Consider the following 14,504-nt stretch of genomic DNA (forward strand, 5'->3'; position numbering starts at 1 on the left):
GGTTTTTTCATGCGGGCACGGCGATTCACTCGTCCGTTTCGGGGCGCTTGCCGTAGCGCGCGGCCAGCACGCCGCAGACCATCAGCTGGATCTGGTGGAACAGCATCAGCGGCAGCACGATGGCGCCCACCGCATGGCCGGCGAACAGCACCTGCGCCATGGGAATGCCGCTGGCCAGACTCTTCTTGGAGCCGCAGAACAGCAGCGTGATGCGGTCGGGCAGGTTGAAGCCGAACATCTTGCCGGCCAGCGCCGACAGGCCCAGCGCCAGCGCCAGGATGACGGCGCAGCACACCACCAGGCCCAGCAGCGCCGGGATCGGCGTGGAACTCCACAGGCCCTCGTTGATGGCTTCGGAGAACGCGGTATAGACCACCAGCAGGATCGAACCCTGGTCGACGAACTTCAGCATCGCCTTGCGCTTGTGCACCCAGGCGCCGATCCAGCGGCGGGCAAACTGTCCCAGCACGAACGGCAGCAGCAGCTGCAACATGATCTTGCCGACCGCATCGAACGAGATCGGCGCGCTGCCGGCGTTGGCGACCACGGTGCCCACCAGCAGCGGCGTCAGGAAAATCCCCAGCAGGCTCGAGGCCGAGGCGCTGCAGACCGCCGCCGGCACGTTGCCGCGCGCCATCGAGGTGAAGGCGATGGCCGACTGCACGGTGGCCGGCAGGCAGCACAGGAACAGGATGCCGAGATAGAGCTCGGGGGTGACCAGCGGTTCCAGCACCGGCTTGAGCGCCAGGCCCAGCAGCGGGAACATGAGGAACGTGGCCGAGAAGATCGTGAGATGCAGCTTCCAGTGGGTCAGGCCGGCGATGATGGCCTCGCGCGACAGGCGCGCGCCGTGCAGGAAGAACAGCAGGCCGACCGCGATGTTGGTGATCCAGCCGAACACCACCACGCCCTTTCCGTGGGCGGGCAGGATGCTGGCGATGATGACGGTGCAGATCAGGTAGAGGGTGAAGCGGTCGGGCAGGAGGCGGGCAAGGCGTGACATGGAGATAGGGAGGGGAGGAAAAGCGGCGGCGGCGCGCGACAGGCGCCGGAATCGGGGCGTATTGTAGACGCGGGGGCTTGGACGGTCAGGGCGTCATGGCCAGGGCCAGGTCGAACGCGGCGATCAGCGAGGCCTGGTCGGCGACCCCCTTGCCGGCGATGTCGAAGGCGGTGCCGTGGTCGACACTGGTGCGCACGAACGGCAGGCCCACCGTGACATTGACGCCATGATCCAGGCCCAGGTACTTGACCGGGATCAGGCCCTGGTCGTGGTACTGGGCCACCACGATGTCGAACTCGCCGCGGCGCGCTCGCATGAAAATGGTGTCGCCGGGCCACGGGCCGCTGGCGTCGATGCCCTCGTCGCGCGCGCGGCGGATGGCAGGCTCGATGATGTCGATGTCTTCGCGCCCGAACTTGCCGCCTTCGCCGGCATGCGGATTCAGCCCGGCGACCGCGACCCGCGGGCGCGCGATGCCCATCTGGCGGCAGGCATGGTCGGCCAGGCGCATGGCGGTGAGTTCGGCCTCGGGGGTGATGCGCGCCATGACGTCGGCCAGCGCCACATGGATGGTCACCAGCAGCACGCGCAACTCGTCGTTGGCCAGCATCATGGCGAAATCATCGGTGCCGGAGCGTTCGGCCAGGATTTCGGTGTGGCCGGGATAATCGATGCCGGCCTCGTGCATCGATTTCTTGTTCAACGGCGCGGTGACGATGGCGCGGATGTGGCCGGCCCGGGCGTCGTCGATGGCGGCGCAGACATAGTCGTAAGCGGCGCGGCCAGCGGCGGCACTGATCCGGCCATAGGGCAGGTCGGGCGGCAGGGCGGGGCTGCAGGTCACCACCTCGATGCGGCCGGCGTCGCCGCTGGCCTGCCCGGCCCGCGCGATCTCGGTGATCTCCAGGCGCGCGCCCAGCGCGCTGGCGGCGCGGCGCAAGGCGCCGGCGTCGCCATAGACCACGCAGGGGGCGTTCAAGCCCTGGGCGCAGGCCTTGACGACGATTTCGGGGCCGATGCCGGCGGCATCCCCCATGGTGATGCCGACGGGCGGGGGTGTCTTCACGATGGGTTCCCGGCTTATTGCTGCGGCGCGCTCTTGGGCGGCGGAACCTCGCCGCATTCGAACGTGACGGTGGCGCGCTTGGAGCCCAGGCCCGTGGCGTGGTTCGAGGTGATGGCTGGCTTTTGCAGCTTGCGTCCGATCGACTGGCAATACTGGTCGGCGCGCTGCAGCGCCTGGTTCTTGATTTCGACCCAGGTCAGCAATTGCGTGCCGGAACTGTAGGTGACGCTGTAGCTGTTCTTGCCGGTGGGCGTCACTTCGCTCATGCTGGAACAGGCGGTCAGCAGGGCGAGCAAGGCGGAGGCGAGGGCAAGGCGTGCGAACATGGGGAATCCGTAAAAGGCGACAATTCACATTACAACATTATGCCGCTCCCGCTGTCCCCGGGATACACAATACGGAGAAAGGCCAACGTCGCGTGGCGGCTGCCGGCGGGCCGGTCAGCGCGCCGCTAGGGCGCGCCCACGGCGCTGCGCCGATCGACCTTGCGGCTCAGGACGATCGAGGTCTGCGTCTGCTTGACGCCATCGATCAGGCCAATGCGGTCCAGCAGCGCGTCCAGTTGTTCGTGGGTTTCGCAGCGCAGGAAAATCAGGTAGTCGTAGGGGCCGCTGACGGACGAGACTTCCTCGACCTCGGGCATTTTCTCCAGTTCGCGGATCACCGCGGCCGGCGTCTTGGGCAGCACGCTGATGAAGCAATACGCACGCACCGCGGCTTCTTCAAGCAAGCGCCCCAGGCGCACGCCGTAGCCTGCCACGATGTTCTCGCGTTCCAGGCGGGCTATGCGCGCCACCACCGTGGTGCGCGCCAACCCCAGCTTGCGCGCCAGGATGGCGGCGGGTTCACGGGCGTTGGCCTGCAGCAGGCTGAGCAACTGCCGATCGATGGCGTCTAGGCGTTCGTTCATGCGCCCGACCATACAGGCGCGGCGCGGCGCAAGTCAATGCATGTGTCAGCCGTCGGATTCTGGCGGGATGCCGCCGCGGTAGACGCGGCCGTCGAAGACGAAGCGGGTGATGGTCCGGGAGGCGGCGTCGAAGACCCGGTCGCGGCGCGCGGCATCCTGCTCCCGCGCCGGAACCAGGGTGAAACGACAGAGGTCGGCGCCGCTGTCGTAGCGCGCCACGCGCACCAGGTCGGTGACGCCGAACGCCTGGGCATGGTGCGCGAATTCCCGCAATTGCTCCATCTCGTGGAAGGCGCCGTGGTCGCTGACGAGCTGCATGCCGAACTTGCTTTCCTGCGCGGGAGGCGGCGCCGGCGTCGGCGTCGCAAGCGGCGCCCGGGCGATGTCATAGTCGAAGCGCGCGCCGATCTCGCGCATGGCCGCCAGCACCGCCTGCCAGGCCGGGTCGTCCAGGGCCAGGCGGGCGGCGATGGCTAGCAGCCGGTGCTGTCCCAATGCCCGCGGTTGCGGGCCGCCGATATAGCTGGACCAGGGCACGGCATCGTCCAGGCCGGCCAGTTCGGCCATCTGGGCGTCGCCGTATCCCAACCGTTCCTGCAACCGCCGCAGCGCCGCCGCGTCGGGGGGCATGTAGTCGTGGATCGTCTTCATGGGTACGCTCCCGGTTGCCTTGGCGCGCCGTCGCCGCGCCGCGCTACGCTTCATGCTAGCGCGCAGCGCGCGCCTTGCCCAGTGGCCGCGCGCGCCCATGCTAGGATTTGCGCCGACATCAATCCAGGAGGCTTACCCATGGACACCCAGGAACAAATCGCGGTCATCGTGCATACCATCTCGCACCAGGGCGGCCGCATCGATGCGCTCAATTCGGCGTTGTTGACGATGCTGCACCTGGCCAAGGCTTCGCCCGGACTGCGCGAGGCGATCGAGGCCCAGCTGGAGCAAAACTATTCCAGCCTGCTCGCCCGTTCCGAAAACCCGCAGTACGTGGCCGGATTCGAGAGCGTGCGCGACCAGATCGTCGCTGCGCTCAAGTAGCCACACAGTCTCACGGCCCGCCGAAGTTACCCACAACTTCTGTGGACAAGCCTTGGGATAGCGCTGGCATAGGATGCCTTTTTCCTTTGTTTACAACGGCTTGCAAAGTGCGATCAAAGGCGGCGCCAGAGTCGCCCACGAACGGCGCCTGACGCAGGCCGGCAAGGGTCACGCAAGCCGGGTAATATGCCGCCCCATGCGGAATCAGTATCCATTGGAACACCGGAACCGTGGCCTGGCGGCCCGGGGTTCGGAAGCGGCAAAGCTGGCGGCCTTCGACCCCGGCAAACTCTCTCCCGAGGCGCGCCAGAGCTGGGAGCGCCTGGGCCATGGCTTCAAGGCCTGGCACGACTTCGACCAGCGCCATCCGGTCCTGCGGCGGCTGGCCCTGTTGCCCTTCATCGGCGCGTTGTATCGCAAGGCGCGCCGCCGCCACGTGATGCGCGCCAGCGGCAAGCTGGTTTTCTGAAACGGCATCCGCCTGGCGCCGCCACGCATAGGGCCCTAGCGCCGCCGACGGCGGCGCGCATACCACCAATACACCAGCCAGGTTGCCGCGCCGATCACGGCGGCCACCGCCAGCTTGGTTTCCACGCCGTGCAAGCGGCCGAGCAGGGACTCGATGGTCTGCCCGAACAGATAGCCCACCAGGCTGAAGCACAGCGCCCAGATGGCGGCGGCAAGGGCGTTGAGCGCGAGAAAGCGCATGGGCGGAACCTGCGAAACCCCTAGCGCCACCGGTCCCACGGTGCGCAGGCCGTAGAGAAAGCGCAGCGCCAGGATGAAGCCGTGCGGATAGCGGTCGACCGCGGCCAGGGCCTTGCCGAAGGCCGGTTGCGCGCGGATGCGCCGCACGTAGCGATGTTCGCGATAGCGCCTGCCAAGGTAGAACAGCGCCTGGTCGGCCAGGAACGAGCCCGCGAATGCGCACAGCATCACGTAGGGCAGGTGCAGCAGCCGCTGGTGCGACAGGAAACCCGCCAGCACCACCACGCTTTCCCCTTCGAGCAGGGTGCCGCCGAAGACCGCCCACAGGCCATAGTCGACGATGAACTGGTGCAACTGCGGATTCATGGCTGGCGCGCGCCCACGATTCGCGCCAGGGTCACCAGCGCCCGCGCGATTTCGGGGGTGTGGCGCTGGCCACAACTGATGCGCAGGAAATGGTTATAGCGCGCGCTGTTGGAAAACATGGCACCGGGTGCCACGCGGATGCCCTGCTGCAGGGCGGCTTCGAACACTTCCAGCCCGGAGCGGCCGTCCGGCATTTCGACCCACAGCAGCATGCCGCCGGTAGGCATGCTGAGGCGGGTGCCGCGCGGGAAGTGCGCGGCGATGACTTCGGCGGTCTGGTCGCGCTGCGTCTTCAGGAGCCGGCGCAGCCGCGTCAGGTGCCGGTCGTAGGCGCGCGAGCCCAGGTACTCGGCGACCGCCATCTGCGCCAGCGGCTCGTTGGGCCGGCTTTGCGCGAATTTCAGCATCGCGATGCGGGCCTTCCAGCGGCCGCCCAGCAGCCAGCCCAATCGCATGCCGGGCGCCAGGGTCTTGTGCATCGACGCGCAATAGATGACGTTGCCGGTGGGGTCCCAGGACTTGGCGGCGGGCAGCGGGGTGTCGTCGTCGGTCAGCGCGCCATAGGTGTCGTCTTCGATCAACGGCACTTGTTGGCGTTCGCACAAGGCCACCAGCCGCGCCTTCTCGGCATCCGGCATGACGCAGCCGAGCGGATTCTGGAAATTGGGCACCACCACCACCGCGCGGATGTTGCCGTGGGTCTGGAAGGCCAGGTCCAGCGCTTCGATCGACAGTCCGTGCTGCGGGCTGGTGGGAATTTCCAGCGCGCGCATGCCCAGGCTTTCGAGAATCTGCAGCAGGCCGAAGTAGGTCGGCGATTCGACGGCGATGGTATCGCCCGGGCGCGCCACGGCGCGCAACGCCAGGTTCAGCGCTTCGATGCAGCCGTGCGTGACGATGACGTCGTCGGGGGTGGCATTGATACCGTTGGCCAGGGCGCGCCGCGCCAGCACGGTGCGCAGTTCCGGGTGGCCCTGCGGCGGCACCGGGCTGACCAGCACCTGCGGCGCCTGCCGCAGCGCGCGGATCATGGCCTGCTTCAGGTCTTCCATGGGATAGGCGTCCGGCACCGCCGCGGCCAGCGCGAAATTGGCGCTGACGGGATGGGCCTCGCATTTGGCGACGAAGTCCGACACGCGGTCGTGGATGCCGACGTACTGGGCGGCGCCCAGCGCCTGGCGGATGTCGGGTTCGTTGACCGGTGGAATGCTGTTGCGGCGTGGCTTGAGGACGAAATAGCCGGACCGTGGCCGGGCCTCGATCAGGCCGTCGTCTTCCAGCAGCCGGCAGGCCTGCAAAGCGGTCGACAGGCTGACGTGGTGGGTGCGCACCAGGGTGCGCACGGAAGGCATGCGCTGGTCGGGGGCCAGGACCCCGGTCTGAATGGCGCGCCGGTAGTGGTTCGCCAGGCGGAGATATAGCGGTTGCGGGTCCATGCGCCGATCATGCTCCCCTAGGTTGGGTTGAGGGTAGGCACAGATTCACGCAAAGTACACCATAACAGGGCTAAAATCGGAAGACTGCATCGGTACAGAAAGCCGGATTGTGTGGCTGTTGCGCAAAGCAGGGCGCGCGTAGCCTGTGAGGGTCAGATTGGAGATGACCATGGCCCTTTTTTCCGCCCCCGAGCCGCAATCCCTACGCTTCGACCTGCCGGCCGGCGCCAGCCGGCAGGTACGCCTGCGTGCCGGGGCCGCCGTCGTCTGCGTCAGCGGCCGCCTGATCGCGATAGAGCCGTCGTCCAGGCCGGATTTGCCGCCCGGCGGGCGTTTGGCGCCGCCGCCAAGGTTGAATGCCGGCGAGACCTATTGCCTGGCGGAAGGGGGCTGGCTGGCATTGAGCGCGGTGACATCGGCCCAGGTGATCTGCCTGAATCCGCCGGGCATGGCGGCCCGTGCCGTGGCGGTCCTGGCCCGGCTTTTGCACCTGGTACGGGGCAATTGCGCGCCAGCGCGCCTGGGTGCAATGCACAAGATTTCAAAATGATGTATGATTCACACATCAGACGCGGGGTGGAGCAGTCTGGCAGCTCGTCGGGCTCATAACCCGAAGGTCGTAGGTTCAAATCCTGCCCCCGCAACCAGTTTCCAGCAGTACCCGGCGCCATTGGCGGCAAGGTTCCAAGCCTTTGCCAGCGCTGTGAAAAAACCGTGACACGCGTCGCGGTTTTTTTTCGCCCTTCGCTTGCCTTGCATCAAGCCATCGTTCCAGTCGGGAGTTTCCCTGGGTCCACGGACCGCACAGCCGGCGGGCGCTGCGCTACCATGGCTCAAGCGCGCGAGTCCGCCGCATACGAGGAGGGTCCATGGGCACGGCAAAATACGATCATCCCGGCTATGTCGCCGATACCGGCGCCGAAGGCAAGTACCATGTGGGCATCTGGTGCCCGCACGGCTATCCGGCCCACATCCATATCGGCCGGCCTGCCGAACGCGGCGATCCGCAGGCGCTTCTGCGATTGCGCATTCCCGATGGGGTGTTCCAGTCCTTGCCCGACGATCCCGAAACCCTCTGCCGCCGGGCCCTGGGCCAGGCCTTGGGGGCGGGGCTGTTGCGCGCCGTGGCCGTCGACGGCGAATACCAGGAGCTGCGTTTCCAACTCGATGCCGAACCCTGGTCGGGCCCGATGCAGGCGGCCGGCAACGCCTAGGCTGGAGTTACCCACAGCGATTGTGGACAAGCCTTGGGATAGACGCTGTGCATGTCTCGATATGGCAGCAATATCAAGGGCTTGGCCGCGGCGATGAAAAAATGCCCCATACGGGGCTTTTTTCATTCCGGCGGCAGGCGCCGTGACGCGTGCGACAATCGCAGCCCCGGCGGCGTGTGCCGCCTCGGTAATTCCGGATTCCTCCTCATGCATTGCAACCCGCATCCGTTCCGTGGCGGCGCGAAGGCGCCAGCGCCATGAGCGCGTCCTCCTGGCGTGTGGCCGTCATCGGCGGCGGGCCGGCTGGCCTGATGGCCGCCGAAGGCCTGGCCGCGCGCGGCATCCAGGTCGATGTATACGACGCGATGCCATCGGTGGGCCGCAAATTCCTGATGGCCGGCCGTGGCGGGTTGAACCTCACCCACAGTGAAGCCGCGGCGCCGTTCCTGGCGCGCTACGGCGCGCGCGCCGCGCAGATCGAACCCTGGCTGCGCGCGCTGGATGGCGATGGCCTGCGCGCCTGGGCGCGACAGCTCGGCATCGAGACCTTCGTGGGGTCGTCGGGGCGGGTCTTCCCCGCGGAAATGAAGGCCGCGCCCTTGTTGCGGGCCTGGCTGGCGCGCTTGCGAGCGAGCGGCGTGCGCTTCCACATGCGTCACCGTTGGTTGGGCTGGCCGCCGGCCGAGCGGCCCGACGCGGCCAGCCTGCGCTTTGATACGCCCGACGGCGTTCGCACTCAGGCGGCGGACGCCGTGGTGCTGGCGCTGGGCGGCGGAAGCTGGGCCAAACTGGGCTCCGATGGCGCGTGGCTGCCGGGACTGGCGGCGCACGGCATTGCCATGGCGCCCTTGCGGGCGGCCAATTGCGGCTTCGAGGTGGCGTGGTCCTCGCATTTCCGCCAGCGCCATGCCGGCCAGCCGGTCAAGTCGGTCACGCTGCGCTGTGTCGGCGACGCCGGACCCGGGCCGGCCCGCCAGGGCGAATTCGTGGTGACCGAGAGCGGCATCGAGGGCAGCTTGGTGTATGCGTTGTCGGCGCTTTTGCGCGATCGGATCGAAGCGGCCGGCCAGGCCGTGGCGCTGCTCGATCTGGCGCCGGACTGGAGCGACGAAAAGGTACTGGCCGCGATCATGCATCCGCGTGGCGCGCGTTCGATGTCGAGCCACTTGCAGAGCAGGCTGGGGCTGACGGGAGTCAAGGCGGGGTTGCTGCGCGAATGCGCGGGCGCCGACGATTATCGCGACCCGGCGCGCCTGGGCCGATTGATCAAGGCCTTGCCATTGGTATTGCAGCGGACCCGTCCGATCGACGAGGCCATCAGCACGGCGGGGGGCGTGTGCTTCGACGCGTTGGCGCCCGGCCTGATGTTGCGCCAGGCGCCGGGCGTGTTCTGCGCGGGCGAGATGCTGGATTGGGAAGCCCCGACAGGCGGCTACCTGCTGACCGCGTGCATGGCCAGCGGCGTGATCGCCGCCGAGGGCGTGGCGCGGTTCCTGGCGAGCCGCTGAGCGACTTCAGGAGCCGTTGGGATAGGGCGCGGCGCTCTGCGCCGGGCGCGGCGCCAGGTCGTTGACCACGTGGCCGACCACCGCCGGGCCCTCGGGTTGCGTGACGATGCCGATGACCCGGGTGATGGCGCTGGCCGGCATGCTGGTGCCCTGGCCGGGATCCTGCACCAATTGCCAGATCCTGGCGTCCCCGGAAAAACCATCGGTTTCCGTGCTGTCGGGGGCATCCAGACAGCTGCGGGCGAATACTGACCAGTCGGAGGCGCTGCAGGGCAGGCCGTGGGCGGTGGCCAGGCGGGCCAACGCCAGGGGCGCGTCCGCCTGGCTCGCGGCATGTTGCGCGGCCGCGCCCAACGAGACATCCAGCGACAGCAGGCGGAGGAACTCTACGACGTTGTCGGTATTCATGCTGCGGTCTCCCTCTTGTTGGAGCTGTTCTGGCCGGTCGCCCACAGGCGCGCCGGGGCGGGGTCAGCCGGGTGCTTGGCCAAGCATCGCGACCAGCGACTGTTTCAGGCGCGACGAAAAAATGGGTACCGTATGCGAGACGCCGCTGCGGTCGACGCCTTCCTTGAGCTGCACCGACTGCCCCAGGAAAATCTCGGGCGCCGCGGCGATGTCGTTGTATCGGACCAGCAATTGGTCGACTTGTTCCTGGGCATCCGCCAGGGTGCTGCTGGCCGCCAGTTGGCCGGCGGCGTGCGCCTGCAGGATGCGGTGCAGATCGTCGATGAAGAGCGCCAATGCGGCCTGGCCGCGGCATTGCGGCTGTTCCCAGCCCCATGCCTGGGGCCCGCCGCCCGTGTTTTCCGATAGGTGTTTCGTGGTCATTGGAGAATCCTAATCGATTGCCGGCAAATACGCGACAGGCCGCGCAAGGCCGGGCCATGTGACCGCGCGGTTGGCCAGGCCGGCGAGAGACGCCAGCGACACAGCGCGCAAAACGGCGGTCTTTGCGGTATGCTGGCTTCGGTTTTCACGCCTCGATAGGAGATGCCCATGAAGAACAAAGTCATTCTCGTGATGCTGCTTTCGATTGCCGCCATGTCGGCGGGGTGCAATACCGTGGCAGGGGCCGGCAAGGACATCCAGCGCGGTGGCGAGAAAATCGAGGGCGCCGCGACCAAGTAATCCGGGCAGGCGAGCCGGGCAAGCCAGTCTCGGCCGGCATGGGTTTCGCGCTTCGCGGCGCGGCCAGGGCCACGCAGGAATGTTGCGGCATTTCGGGCGTGGCCTTTTTGCGTGCGCTGGCATAATCGCGGAATCCGAATCCGATGGCAGGAAGAATCATGCGCAAGTCTGTGTGGGTGGGCGTCACGTTGATGGCCTTGTTGGGTGGTTGCGCCAGCACGGGCGTCTACGAGTCCGAAACCACGCTGAAGGAAACCTTCAGCGTGGATACCAATTACCAGGCTGCCTTCCGCCGCGCGGGCGAATACGTGCGCACCTGCCACGTCAACGTGCAGCATCCCTACAACGTCGCCTATGCGTGGAAGCACGTCATCGGCGAGAAGGGCGCCCCCGACGAGGTGCAGGTCTACAAAGTGGGTGAAACCGCCAAGATCCTGGAGCTGGTGTCCGCCGAGTCCGACGGGCCGGCCAAGGCCAAGGTCACCGTGACGGTGCTGGGCGAGGGCCGCTGGGACGCGGCCGAGATCGCCGCCGCCCGCGCATCGATCCAGAGCGCCACCCCCGTGTGCCGCAAGGGCGACTAGGCATGGACCCGCGCGCCCAGCAGATCCGCGCCGCCGGCTTGCCGTTCGCGCTGCTGACGGGCGCTTTTCGCCTGCTGGGCTGGTTGAACGGCGGCGCCGCGCTGGGCCTGGTGGCATTCGTGCTCGGCATGGTGGGCGGCGACATCGCCGCGCCCGATCTGCAATTGCCGCTGTTCTTCCTGCTGGCGGGCCTGCTGGTGGCCTGCCTGGGCGTGTTGTTCGCCTACCTGGCGCAGGTCAGTCTGTTGCGCCAGGGCTACACCGGTCGCCTGGGCCGCGGCCACCTGCCGGCGCAGATGCTGGCCATGCTCTGCTACGTGGCCAGCGCCCTGGCATTTTGCGCCGCCTGCTGGCTGGCCGCCGGGCAGGGCGCCACCGATGCCGCCTCGCAAATGACGACTTACGCCACGCTTTGAATTTTCAGGGTAAACCCGTGTGCGCAAAAATGTTGGACTTGCGCATGCGTTGGGCATAATATGCGCAGTGCGTATATAACCCCATTCTCCGGGACCTGCCATGACCATTTCCCAGCAAGCCTTCCTGCGCGACGCGATGCGCCGCCTGAACCTCACGCGCGATGTGTTCGCCACCCGGATCGGCGTCAAGCGCCGGGCCCTGGATACGTGGCTGCTGCCGGAAGGATCGCAGGAATTCCGCGCCATGCCTGAAGTGGTGCAGCGCTTCGTCAGCGAAATCGTGCAGAACGGCGTGCTGCTCGAAAAATATACGCAAAGCGTACAAGAAGGGCCGCTGCGTGAACGCATCGCGGTGGAAGGCAAGCATCAACTGCTGTCGGTGGACCAGTTCACCCGGGAATCGGTGGAAGACCTGTTCCGAGTGGCCGACATGATGCAACCCATCGCGCGCCGCCAGAAGGTCTCGCGCGTGCTGGAAGGCGCAGTGCTGGGCAACCTGTTCTTCGAGGCCAGCACGCGCACCCGCGTCAGCTTCGGCTCGGCCTTCTGCCGCCTGGGCGGCTCGGTGTGCGACACCACGGGCTTCACGTTTTCGTCGATGGCGAAGGGCGAATCCATCTACGACACCAGCCGCGTCATGAGCGGCTACGTCGATGCGATGGTGATCCGCCACCCCGACCAGGGTTCGGTCGCGGAATTCGCGCGCGCCACCAACATCCCGGTGGTCAACGGCGGCGACGGCCCGGGCGAGCATCCCAGCCAGGCCCTGCTGGACCTGTACACGATCCTGACCGAGTTCTCGCGCCTGGGCAAGCTGCTCGACGGCGCGCACATCGCCATGGTGGGCGACCTGAAATACGGGCGCACGGTGCATTCGCTGATCAAGCTGATGGCGCTCTACAAGAACGTCAAGTTTTCGCTGGTGTCGCCCAAGGGACTGGAAATGCCGTCCTACATCGTCGAGCAGGCCAGCCGCAACGGCAACATCATCGAGCAGAAGAGTTCGTTGGCCGAAGGCCTTGCCGGCGCGGACGTGATCTACGCCACGCGCGTGCAGAAGGAGCGCTTCGCCAACGAAGAGAACGAAGGCTATACGCCCGACTTCCAGATCAACCGCGCCATCATCGACGCCTATTGTGGTCCGGACACCATCGTCATGCACCCGCTGCCGCGCGACAGCCGGCCGGGCGCCAACGACCTGAGCGTGGACCTGAACCACGATCCGCGCCTGGCGATCTTCCGCCAGACCGACAACGGTATTCCCATCCGCATGGCCATCTTCGCGGTGCTGCTGGGCGTGGAAGGGCTGGTGCAGCACTCGCTGCGCGATGTGACCTGGCAGCACCCGTCGCACATCGGTCCGGACGACTCGGTGTTCCACGGCCTGGAATAAGGCGTCCGCGGGCCGCGCGGCGGTGTGGTCATGACGGCCGCCGCCGGCGATTTCAAGCATAATCCGCGCTGGTTTTTCCCGTCGCGTGCCGCTCCAGGGCACGCCGTGGAATCTTCGGTCGGATGGTCTTATGTCTTCGAGCAGTCGCGCAGTCCCGTCTTCCCCTGATCCCGCCGGGCAGGCGTGCTACCTCAGCGCTTCCAATGCCCAGGCCTGGCAGGCGGTCTATTCCTCGGTCGATGCCTATACCCGCGGCCAGGTTGCCGCGGTGGTGTCCGACAGCGCCAACGAACTGGTCGACGCCTTTTATTCCACCCTGCTGGCCGATGCCGAGGCCGGGCCGCGCCTGTCCCACGAGATCGTTTCCACGCGCCTGCACAAAGGCATGAAGGGCTGGCTCAGGGGCCTGCTGTGCGTGCGCGAGCAGGGCGACATTGCGGTGTTGATGGCGACCCAGAAAAAAGTGGGCGAAGTCCATGCGCGCGTGCATATCCCGATCCATCTGGTGATGGCCGGCGCCCGCATTCTGAAAAATGAGATCGCCCAGCGACTGCGCGCCAGCGACCTGGATGGCATGGCTGCGTCGATCGCGACCCAGTACGTCTGCAACCTGTTCGACCTGGCGATCGAGCAGATGAGCCGCGCGTTCATGCGCGACATCAACCGCGGCGCCCGCAACGACGAGGCCTATCGCTTGTTCGCGTTGGGACAGAACATATCGACCGAGCGCGAGCGCCAGCGGGCCGCGTTGCTCGAATGGAGCCAGGCGGTGCTGATCGGCCTGCACTATCGCGCCCCCGAGCAGGTGCTGCCGCGGCTGGCCGCTTCCGAGTTCGGCCTGTGGCTGCAACACAAGGGCGGGGTGCTGTTCGAGAGCGCGCCCGCGCTGGGACAGATCATCGAGGCAGTGGCGCGGCTCGACGACGTGGTGCTGCCACGCCTGCTGCAGGGCGGCCCCGAGTCGCTGCCGGACCAGGTGCGCGAACTGCAGGAACTGGTGGAGCGCATCAAGCATCTGCTCAACGGCCTGTTCGACATGGTGGCCGAGATCGAAAGCGGCAGCGATCCCCTCACCAATGTGCTCAACCGCCGCTTCCTGCCGTCGGTGATCGGCCGCGAGATCCTGATCGCCACGCGCGAGCATTCGACCTTCTCGGTATTGCTGCTGGACATTGATCACTTCAAGGCCATCAATGACAGTCATGGCCACGCTGGCGGCGACCAGGTGCTGCGGCAATTCGCCGAAGTCGTGCATCAGTCCTGTCGCTCCAGCGATTTCGTGTTCCGCTATGGCGGCGAGGAATTCCTGGTGGTGCTGGTGGACACGGCGCGCGAGGCGGCGCTGGCCGCGGCCGAGAAACTGGGCGCGGAAATCCGCCGGCACGCCTTCGCCATTCCGGAAGCGGGCAGTCTGCGGATCACCGCCAGCATCGGCGTGGCGACCTTCGATGGCCATCCGGACTACGCCTACCTGATCGATCGGGCCGACAAGGCCTTGTACCAGGCCAAGCAGGCGGGGCGCGACCGCAGCGTCGCCGGCTAGCTGCCCCCCGAGGGGGCGTTTTCATCTTGAGGCGGCTCGGCGATGAAGGAAGCCCCCACGCCGCGCCTTCGGCTTGCTGCCCCCCAAGGGGGCGTTTTCATCTTGAGGCGGCTCGGCGATGAAGGAAGCCCCCACGCCGCGCCTTCGGCTTGCTGCCCCCCAAGGGGGCGTTTTCATCTTGAGGCGGCTCG

The 14,504-nt window shown here is 67.0% G+C and carries 19 protein-coding genes and 1 tRNA gene; 11 read left to right on the forward strand and 9 right to left on the reverse strand.

Annotated elements, in window-relative coordinates; translation table 11 throughout:
• Window positions 1-25 precede the first annotated feature (25 nt).
• The 5 genes from ACUTAG_RS23915 to ACUTAG_RS23935 all read right to left on the reverse strand — a co-directional run bounded on the left by ACUTAG_RS23915 (window position 26) and on the right by ACUTAG_RS23935 (window position 3,630).
• Complete coding sequence (locus ACUTAG_RS23915; RefSeq protein WP_148316515.1) at window positions 26-1,003, reverse strand: bile acid:sodium symporter family protein; 978 nt, start codon at window positions 1,001-1,003, stop codon at window positions 26-28.
• Between the two features lie 85 nt (window positions 1,004-1,088).
• A complete protein-coding gene (pdxA, locus tag ACUTAG_RS23920; protein ID WP_081397418.1) occupies window positions 1,089-2,069 on the reverse strand; it encodes a 4-hydroxythreonine-4-phosphate dehydrogenase PdxA in 981 nt (326 codons plus the stop codon).
• A 14-nt stretch (window positions 2,070-2,083) separates the two neighbouring features.
• Window positions 2,084-2,395 carry a hypothetical protein gene (locus ACUTAG_RS23925; RefSeq protein ID WP_006388375.1) on the reverse strand — a complete coding sequence of 104 codons (312 nt, stop codon included), beginning with the start codon at window positions 2,393-2,395 and terminating at the stop codon, window positions 2,084-2,086.
• Window positions 2,396-2,520: 125 nt separating this feature from the next.
• Window positions 2,521-2,979, reverse strand: a complete 459-nt coding sequence (locus ACUTAG_RS23930; RefSeq protein ID WP_026383132.1) for an Lrp/AsnC family transcriptional regulator — start codon at window positions 2,977-2,979, stop codon at window positions 2,521-2,523.
• A 45-nt stretch (window positions 2,980-3,024) separates the two neighbouring features.
• Window positions 3,025-3,630, reverse strand: coding sequence for a hypothetical protein (locus ACUTAG_RS23935; RefSeq protein ID WP_054437307.1), 606 nt, complete (start codon window positions 3,628-3,630; stop codon window positions 3,025-3,027).
• Between the two features lie 138 nt (window positions 3,631-3,768).
• Between ACUTAG_RS23935 and ACUTAG_RS23940 the strand changes: the two genes are divergently transcribed.
• Window positions 3,769-4,014, forward strand: a complete 246-nt coding sequence (locus ACUTAG_RS23940; protein WP_006388378.1) for a hypothetical protein — start codon at window positions 3,769-3,771, stop codon at window positions 4,012-4,014.
• 214 nt (window positions 4,015-4,228) lie between these two features.
• Complete coding sequence (locus ACUTAG_RS23945; RefSeq protein ID WP_020924519.1) at window positions 4,229-4,483, forward strand: hypothetical protein; 255 nt, start codon at window positions 4,229-4,231, stop codon at window positions 4,481-4,483.
• A gap of 35 nt (window positions 4,484-4,518) precedes the next feature.
• Here ACUTAG_RS23945 and ACUTAG_RS23950 read toward each other — a convergent pair whose 3' ends face one another.
• Complete coding sequence (locus ACUTAG_RS23950; RefSeq protein ID WP_006388380.1) at window positions 4,519-5,088, reverse strand: DedA family protein; 570 nt, start codon at window positions 5,086-5,088, stop codon at window positions 4,519-4,521.
• Window positions 5,085-6,524 (reverse strand): aminotransferase-like domain-containing protein, encoded by a 1,440-nt coding sequence (locus tag ACUTAG_RS23955; protein WP_054472021.1) that lies wholly within the window; start codon window positions 6,522-6,524, stop codon window positions 5,085-5,087. Before ACUTAG_RS23955 ends, ACUTAG_RS23950 begins: the two co-directional genes overlap by 4 nt.
• Window positions 6,525-6,687: 163 nt before the next feature.
• Between ACUTAG_RS23955 and ACUTAG_RS23960 the strand changes: the two genes are divergently transcribed.
• The 4 genes from ACUTAG_RS23960 to ACUTAG_RS23975 all read left to right on the forward strand — a co-directional run bounded on the left by ACUTAG_RS23960 (window position 6,688) and on the right by ACUTAG_RS23975 (window position 9,246).
• A complete protein-coding gene (locus ACUTAG_RS23960; RefSeq protein WP_446650367.1) occupies window positions 6,688-7,074 on the forward strand; it encodes a hypothetical protein in 387 nt (128 codons plus the stop codon).
• A gap of 20 nt (window positions 7,075-7,094) precedes the next feature.
• Window positions 7,095-7,171 (forward strand) — tRNA-Met (locus tag ACUTAG_RS23965).
• 222 nt (window positions 7,172-7,393) lie between these two features.
• A complete protein-coding gene (locus ACUTAG_RS23970; RefSeq protein ID WP_006388383.1) occupies window positions 7,394-7,738 on the forward strand; it encodes a hypothetical protein in 345 nt (114 codons plus the stop codon).
• Between the two features lie 257 nt (window positions 7,739-7,995).
• Window positions 7,996-9,246: a TIGR03862 family flavoprotein gene (locus ACUTAG_RS23975; RefSeq protein WP_148316519.1), complete on the forward strand. Its 1,251-nt coding sequence runs from the start codon at window positions 7,996-7,998 to the stop codon at window positions 9,244-9,246.
• A 6-nt stretch (window positions 9,247-9,252) separates the two neighbouring features.
• Here the strand turns inward: ACUTAG_RS23975 and ACUTAG_RS23980 are convergent, their stop codons facing one another.
• The gene (locus tag ACUTAG_RS23980; protein ID WP_006388385.1) at window positions 9,253-9,654 is read right to left on the reverse strand and encodes a hypothetical protein; all 402 of its coding nucleotides are present in this window, start codon (window positions 9,652-9,654) and stop codon (window positions 9,253-9,255) included.
• Between the two features lie 63 nt (window positions 9,655-9,717).
• Window positions 9,718-10,077 (reverse strand): hypothetical protein, encoded by a 360-nt coding sequence (locus ACUTAG_RS23985; RefSeq protein ID WP_006388386.1) that lies wholly within the window; start codon window positions 10,075-10,077, stop codon window positions 9,718-9,720.
• Between the two features lie 168 nt (window positions 10,078-10,245).
• On the opposite strand from ACUTAG_RS23985, the gene ACUTAG_RS23990 reads away from it, so the two are divergent.
• The 5 genes from ACUTAG_RS23990 to ACUTAG_RS24010 all read left to right on the forward strand — a co-directional run bounded on the left by ACUTAG_RS23990 (window position 10,246) and on the right by ACUTAG_RS24010 (window position 14,313).
• A complete protein-coding gene (locus tag ACUTAG_RS23990; protein ID WP_006388387.1) occupies window positions 10,246-10,377 on the forward strand; it encodes an entericidin A/B family lipoprotein in 132 nt (43 codons plus the stop codon).
• A gap of 158 nt (window positions 10,378-10,535) precedes the next feature.
• Window positions 10,536-10,961, forward strand: a complete 426-nt coding sequence (locus ACUTAG_RS23995; RefSeq protein WP_020924512.1) for a BPTD_2524 family lipoprotein — start codon at window positions 10,536-10,538, stop codon at window positions 10,959-10,961.
• Window positions 10,962-10,963: 2 nt separating this feature from the next.
• Window positions 10,964-11,377, forward strand: a complete 414-nt coding sequence (locus tag ACUTAG_RS24000) for a hypothetical protein (protein ID WP_054445464.1) — start codon at window positions 10,964-10,966, stop codon at window positions 11,375-11,377.
• 100 nt (window positions 11,378-11,477) lie between these two features.
• Window positions 11,478-12,770 carry an aspartate carbamoyltransferase gene (locus tag ACUTAG_RS24005; protein WP_006388390.1) on the forward strand — a complete coding sequence of 431 codons (1,293 nt, stop codon included), beginning with the start codon at window positions 11,478-11,480 and terminating at the stop codon, window positions 12,768-12,770.
• A gap of 130 nt (window positions 12,771-12,900) precedes the next feature.
• Window positions 12,901-14,313 carry a diguanylate cyclase gene (locus ACUTAG_RS24010; protein ID WP_148316523.1) on the forward strand — a complete coding sequence of 471 codons (1,413 nt, stop codon included), beginning with the start codon at window positions 12,901-12,903 and terminating at the stop codon, window positions 14,311-14,313.
• The last annotated feature ends 191 nt before the right edge of the window (window positions 14,314-14,504 follow it).

It is taken from the genome of Achromobacter sp. CSND-B12, from assembly GCF_052906545.1.

Bases quoted from the DNA above. Each gene is read 5' to 3' on its own strand.
- ACUTAG_RS23950 (WP_006388380.1), bottom strand. From the start codon at position 5,088: ATGAATCCGCAGTTGCACCAGTTCATCGTCGACTATGGCCTGTGGGCG.
- ACUTAG_RS23960 (WP_446650367.1), top strand. From the start codon at position 6,688: ATGACCATGGCCCTTTTTTCCGCCCCCGAGCCGCAATCCCTACGCTTC.
- ACUTAG_RS24010 (WP_148316523.1), top strand. From the start codon at position 12,901: ATGTCTTCGAGCAGTCGCGCAGTCCCGTCTTCCCCTGATCCCGCCGGG.
- ACUTAG_RS23915 (WP_148316515.1), bottom strand. From the start codon at position 1,003: ATGTCACGCCTTGCCCGCCTCCTGCCCGACCGCTTCACCCTCTACCTG.
- ACUTAG_RS23935 (WP_054437307.1), bottom strand. From the start codon at position 3,630: ATGAAGACGATCCACGACTACATGCCCCCCGACGCGGCGGCGCTGCGG.
- ACUTAG_RS23975 (WP_148316519.1), top strand. From the start codon at position 7,996: ATGAGCGCGTCCTCCTGGCGTGTGGCCGTCATCGGCGGCGGGCCGGCT.
- ACUTAG_RS23930 (WP_026383132.1), bottom strand. From the start codon at position 2,979: ATGAACGAACGCCTAGACGCCATCGATCGGCAGTTGCTCAGCCTGCTG.
- ACUTAG_RS24005 (WP_006388390.1), top strand. From the start codon at position 11,478: ATGACCATTTCCCAGCAAGCCTTCCTGCGCGACGCGATGCGCCGCCTG.
- ACUTAG_RS23940 (WP_006388378.1), top strand. From the start codon at position 3,769: ATGGACACCCAGGAACAAATCGCGGTCATCGTGCATACCATCTCGCAC.
- ACUTAG_RS24000 (WP_054445464.1), top strand. From the start codon at position 10,964: ATGGACCCGCGCGCCCAGCAGATCCGCGCCGCCGGCTTGCCGTTCGCG.
- ACUTAG_RS23925 (WP_006388375.1), bottom strand. From the start codon at position 2,395: ATGTTCGCACGCCTTGCCCTCGCCTCCGCCTTGCTCGCCCTGCTGACC.
- ACUTAG_RS23970 (WP_006388383.1), top strand. From the start codon at position 7,394: ATGGGCACGGCAAAATACGATCATCCCGGCTATGTCGCCGATACCGGC.
- ACUTAG_RS23990 (WP_006388387.1), top strand. From the start codon at position 10,246: ATGAAGAACAAAGTCATTCTCGTGATGCTGCTTTCGATTGCCGCCATG.
- ACUTAG_RS23980 (WP_006388385.1), bottom strand. From the start codon at position 9,654: ATGAATACCGACAACGTCGTAGAGTTCCTCCGCCTGCTGTCGCTGGAT.
- ACUTAG_RS23995 (WP_020924512.1), top strand. From the start codon at position 10,536: ATGCGCAAGTCTGTGTGGGTGGGCGTCACGTTGATGGCCTTGTTGGGT.
- ACUTAG_RS23955 (WP_054472021.1), bottom strand. From the start codon at position 6,524: ATGGACCCGCAACCGCTATATCTCCGCCTGGCGAACCACTACCGGCGC.
- ACUTAG_RS23985 (WP_006388386.1), bottom strand. From the start codon at position 10,077: ATGACCACGAAACACCTATCGGAAAACACGGGCGGCGGGCCCCAGGCA.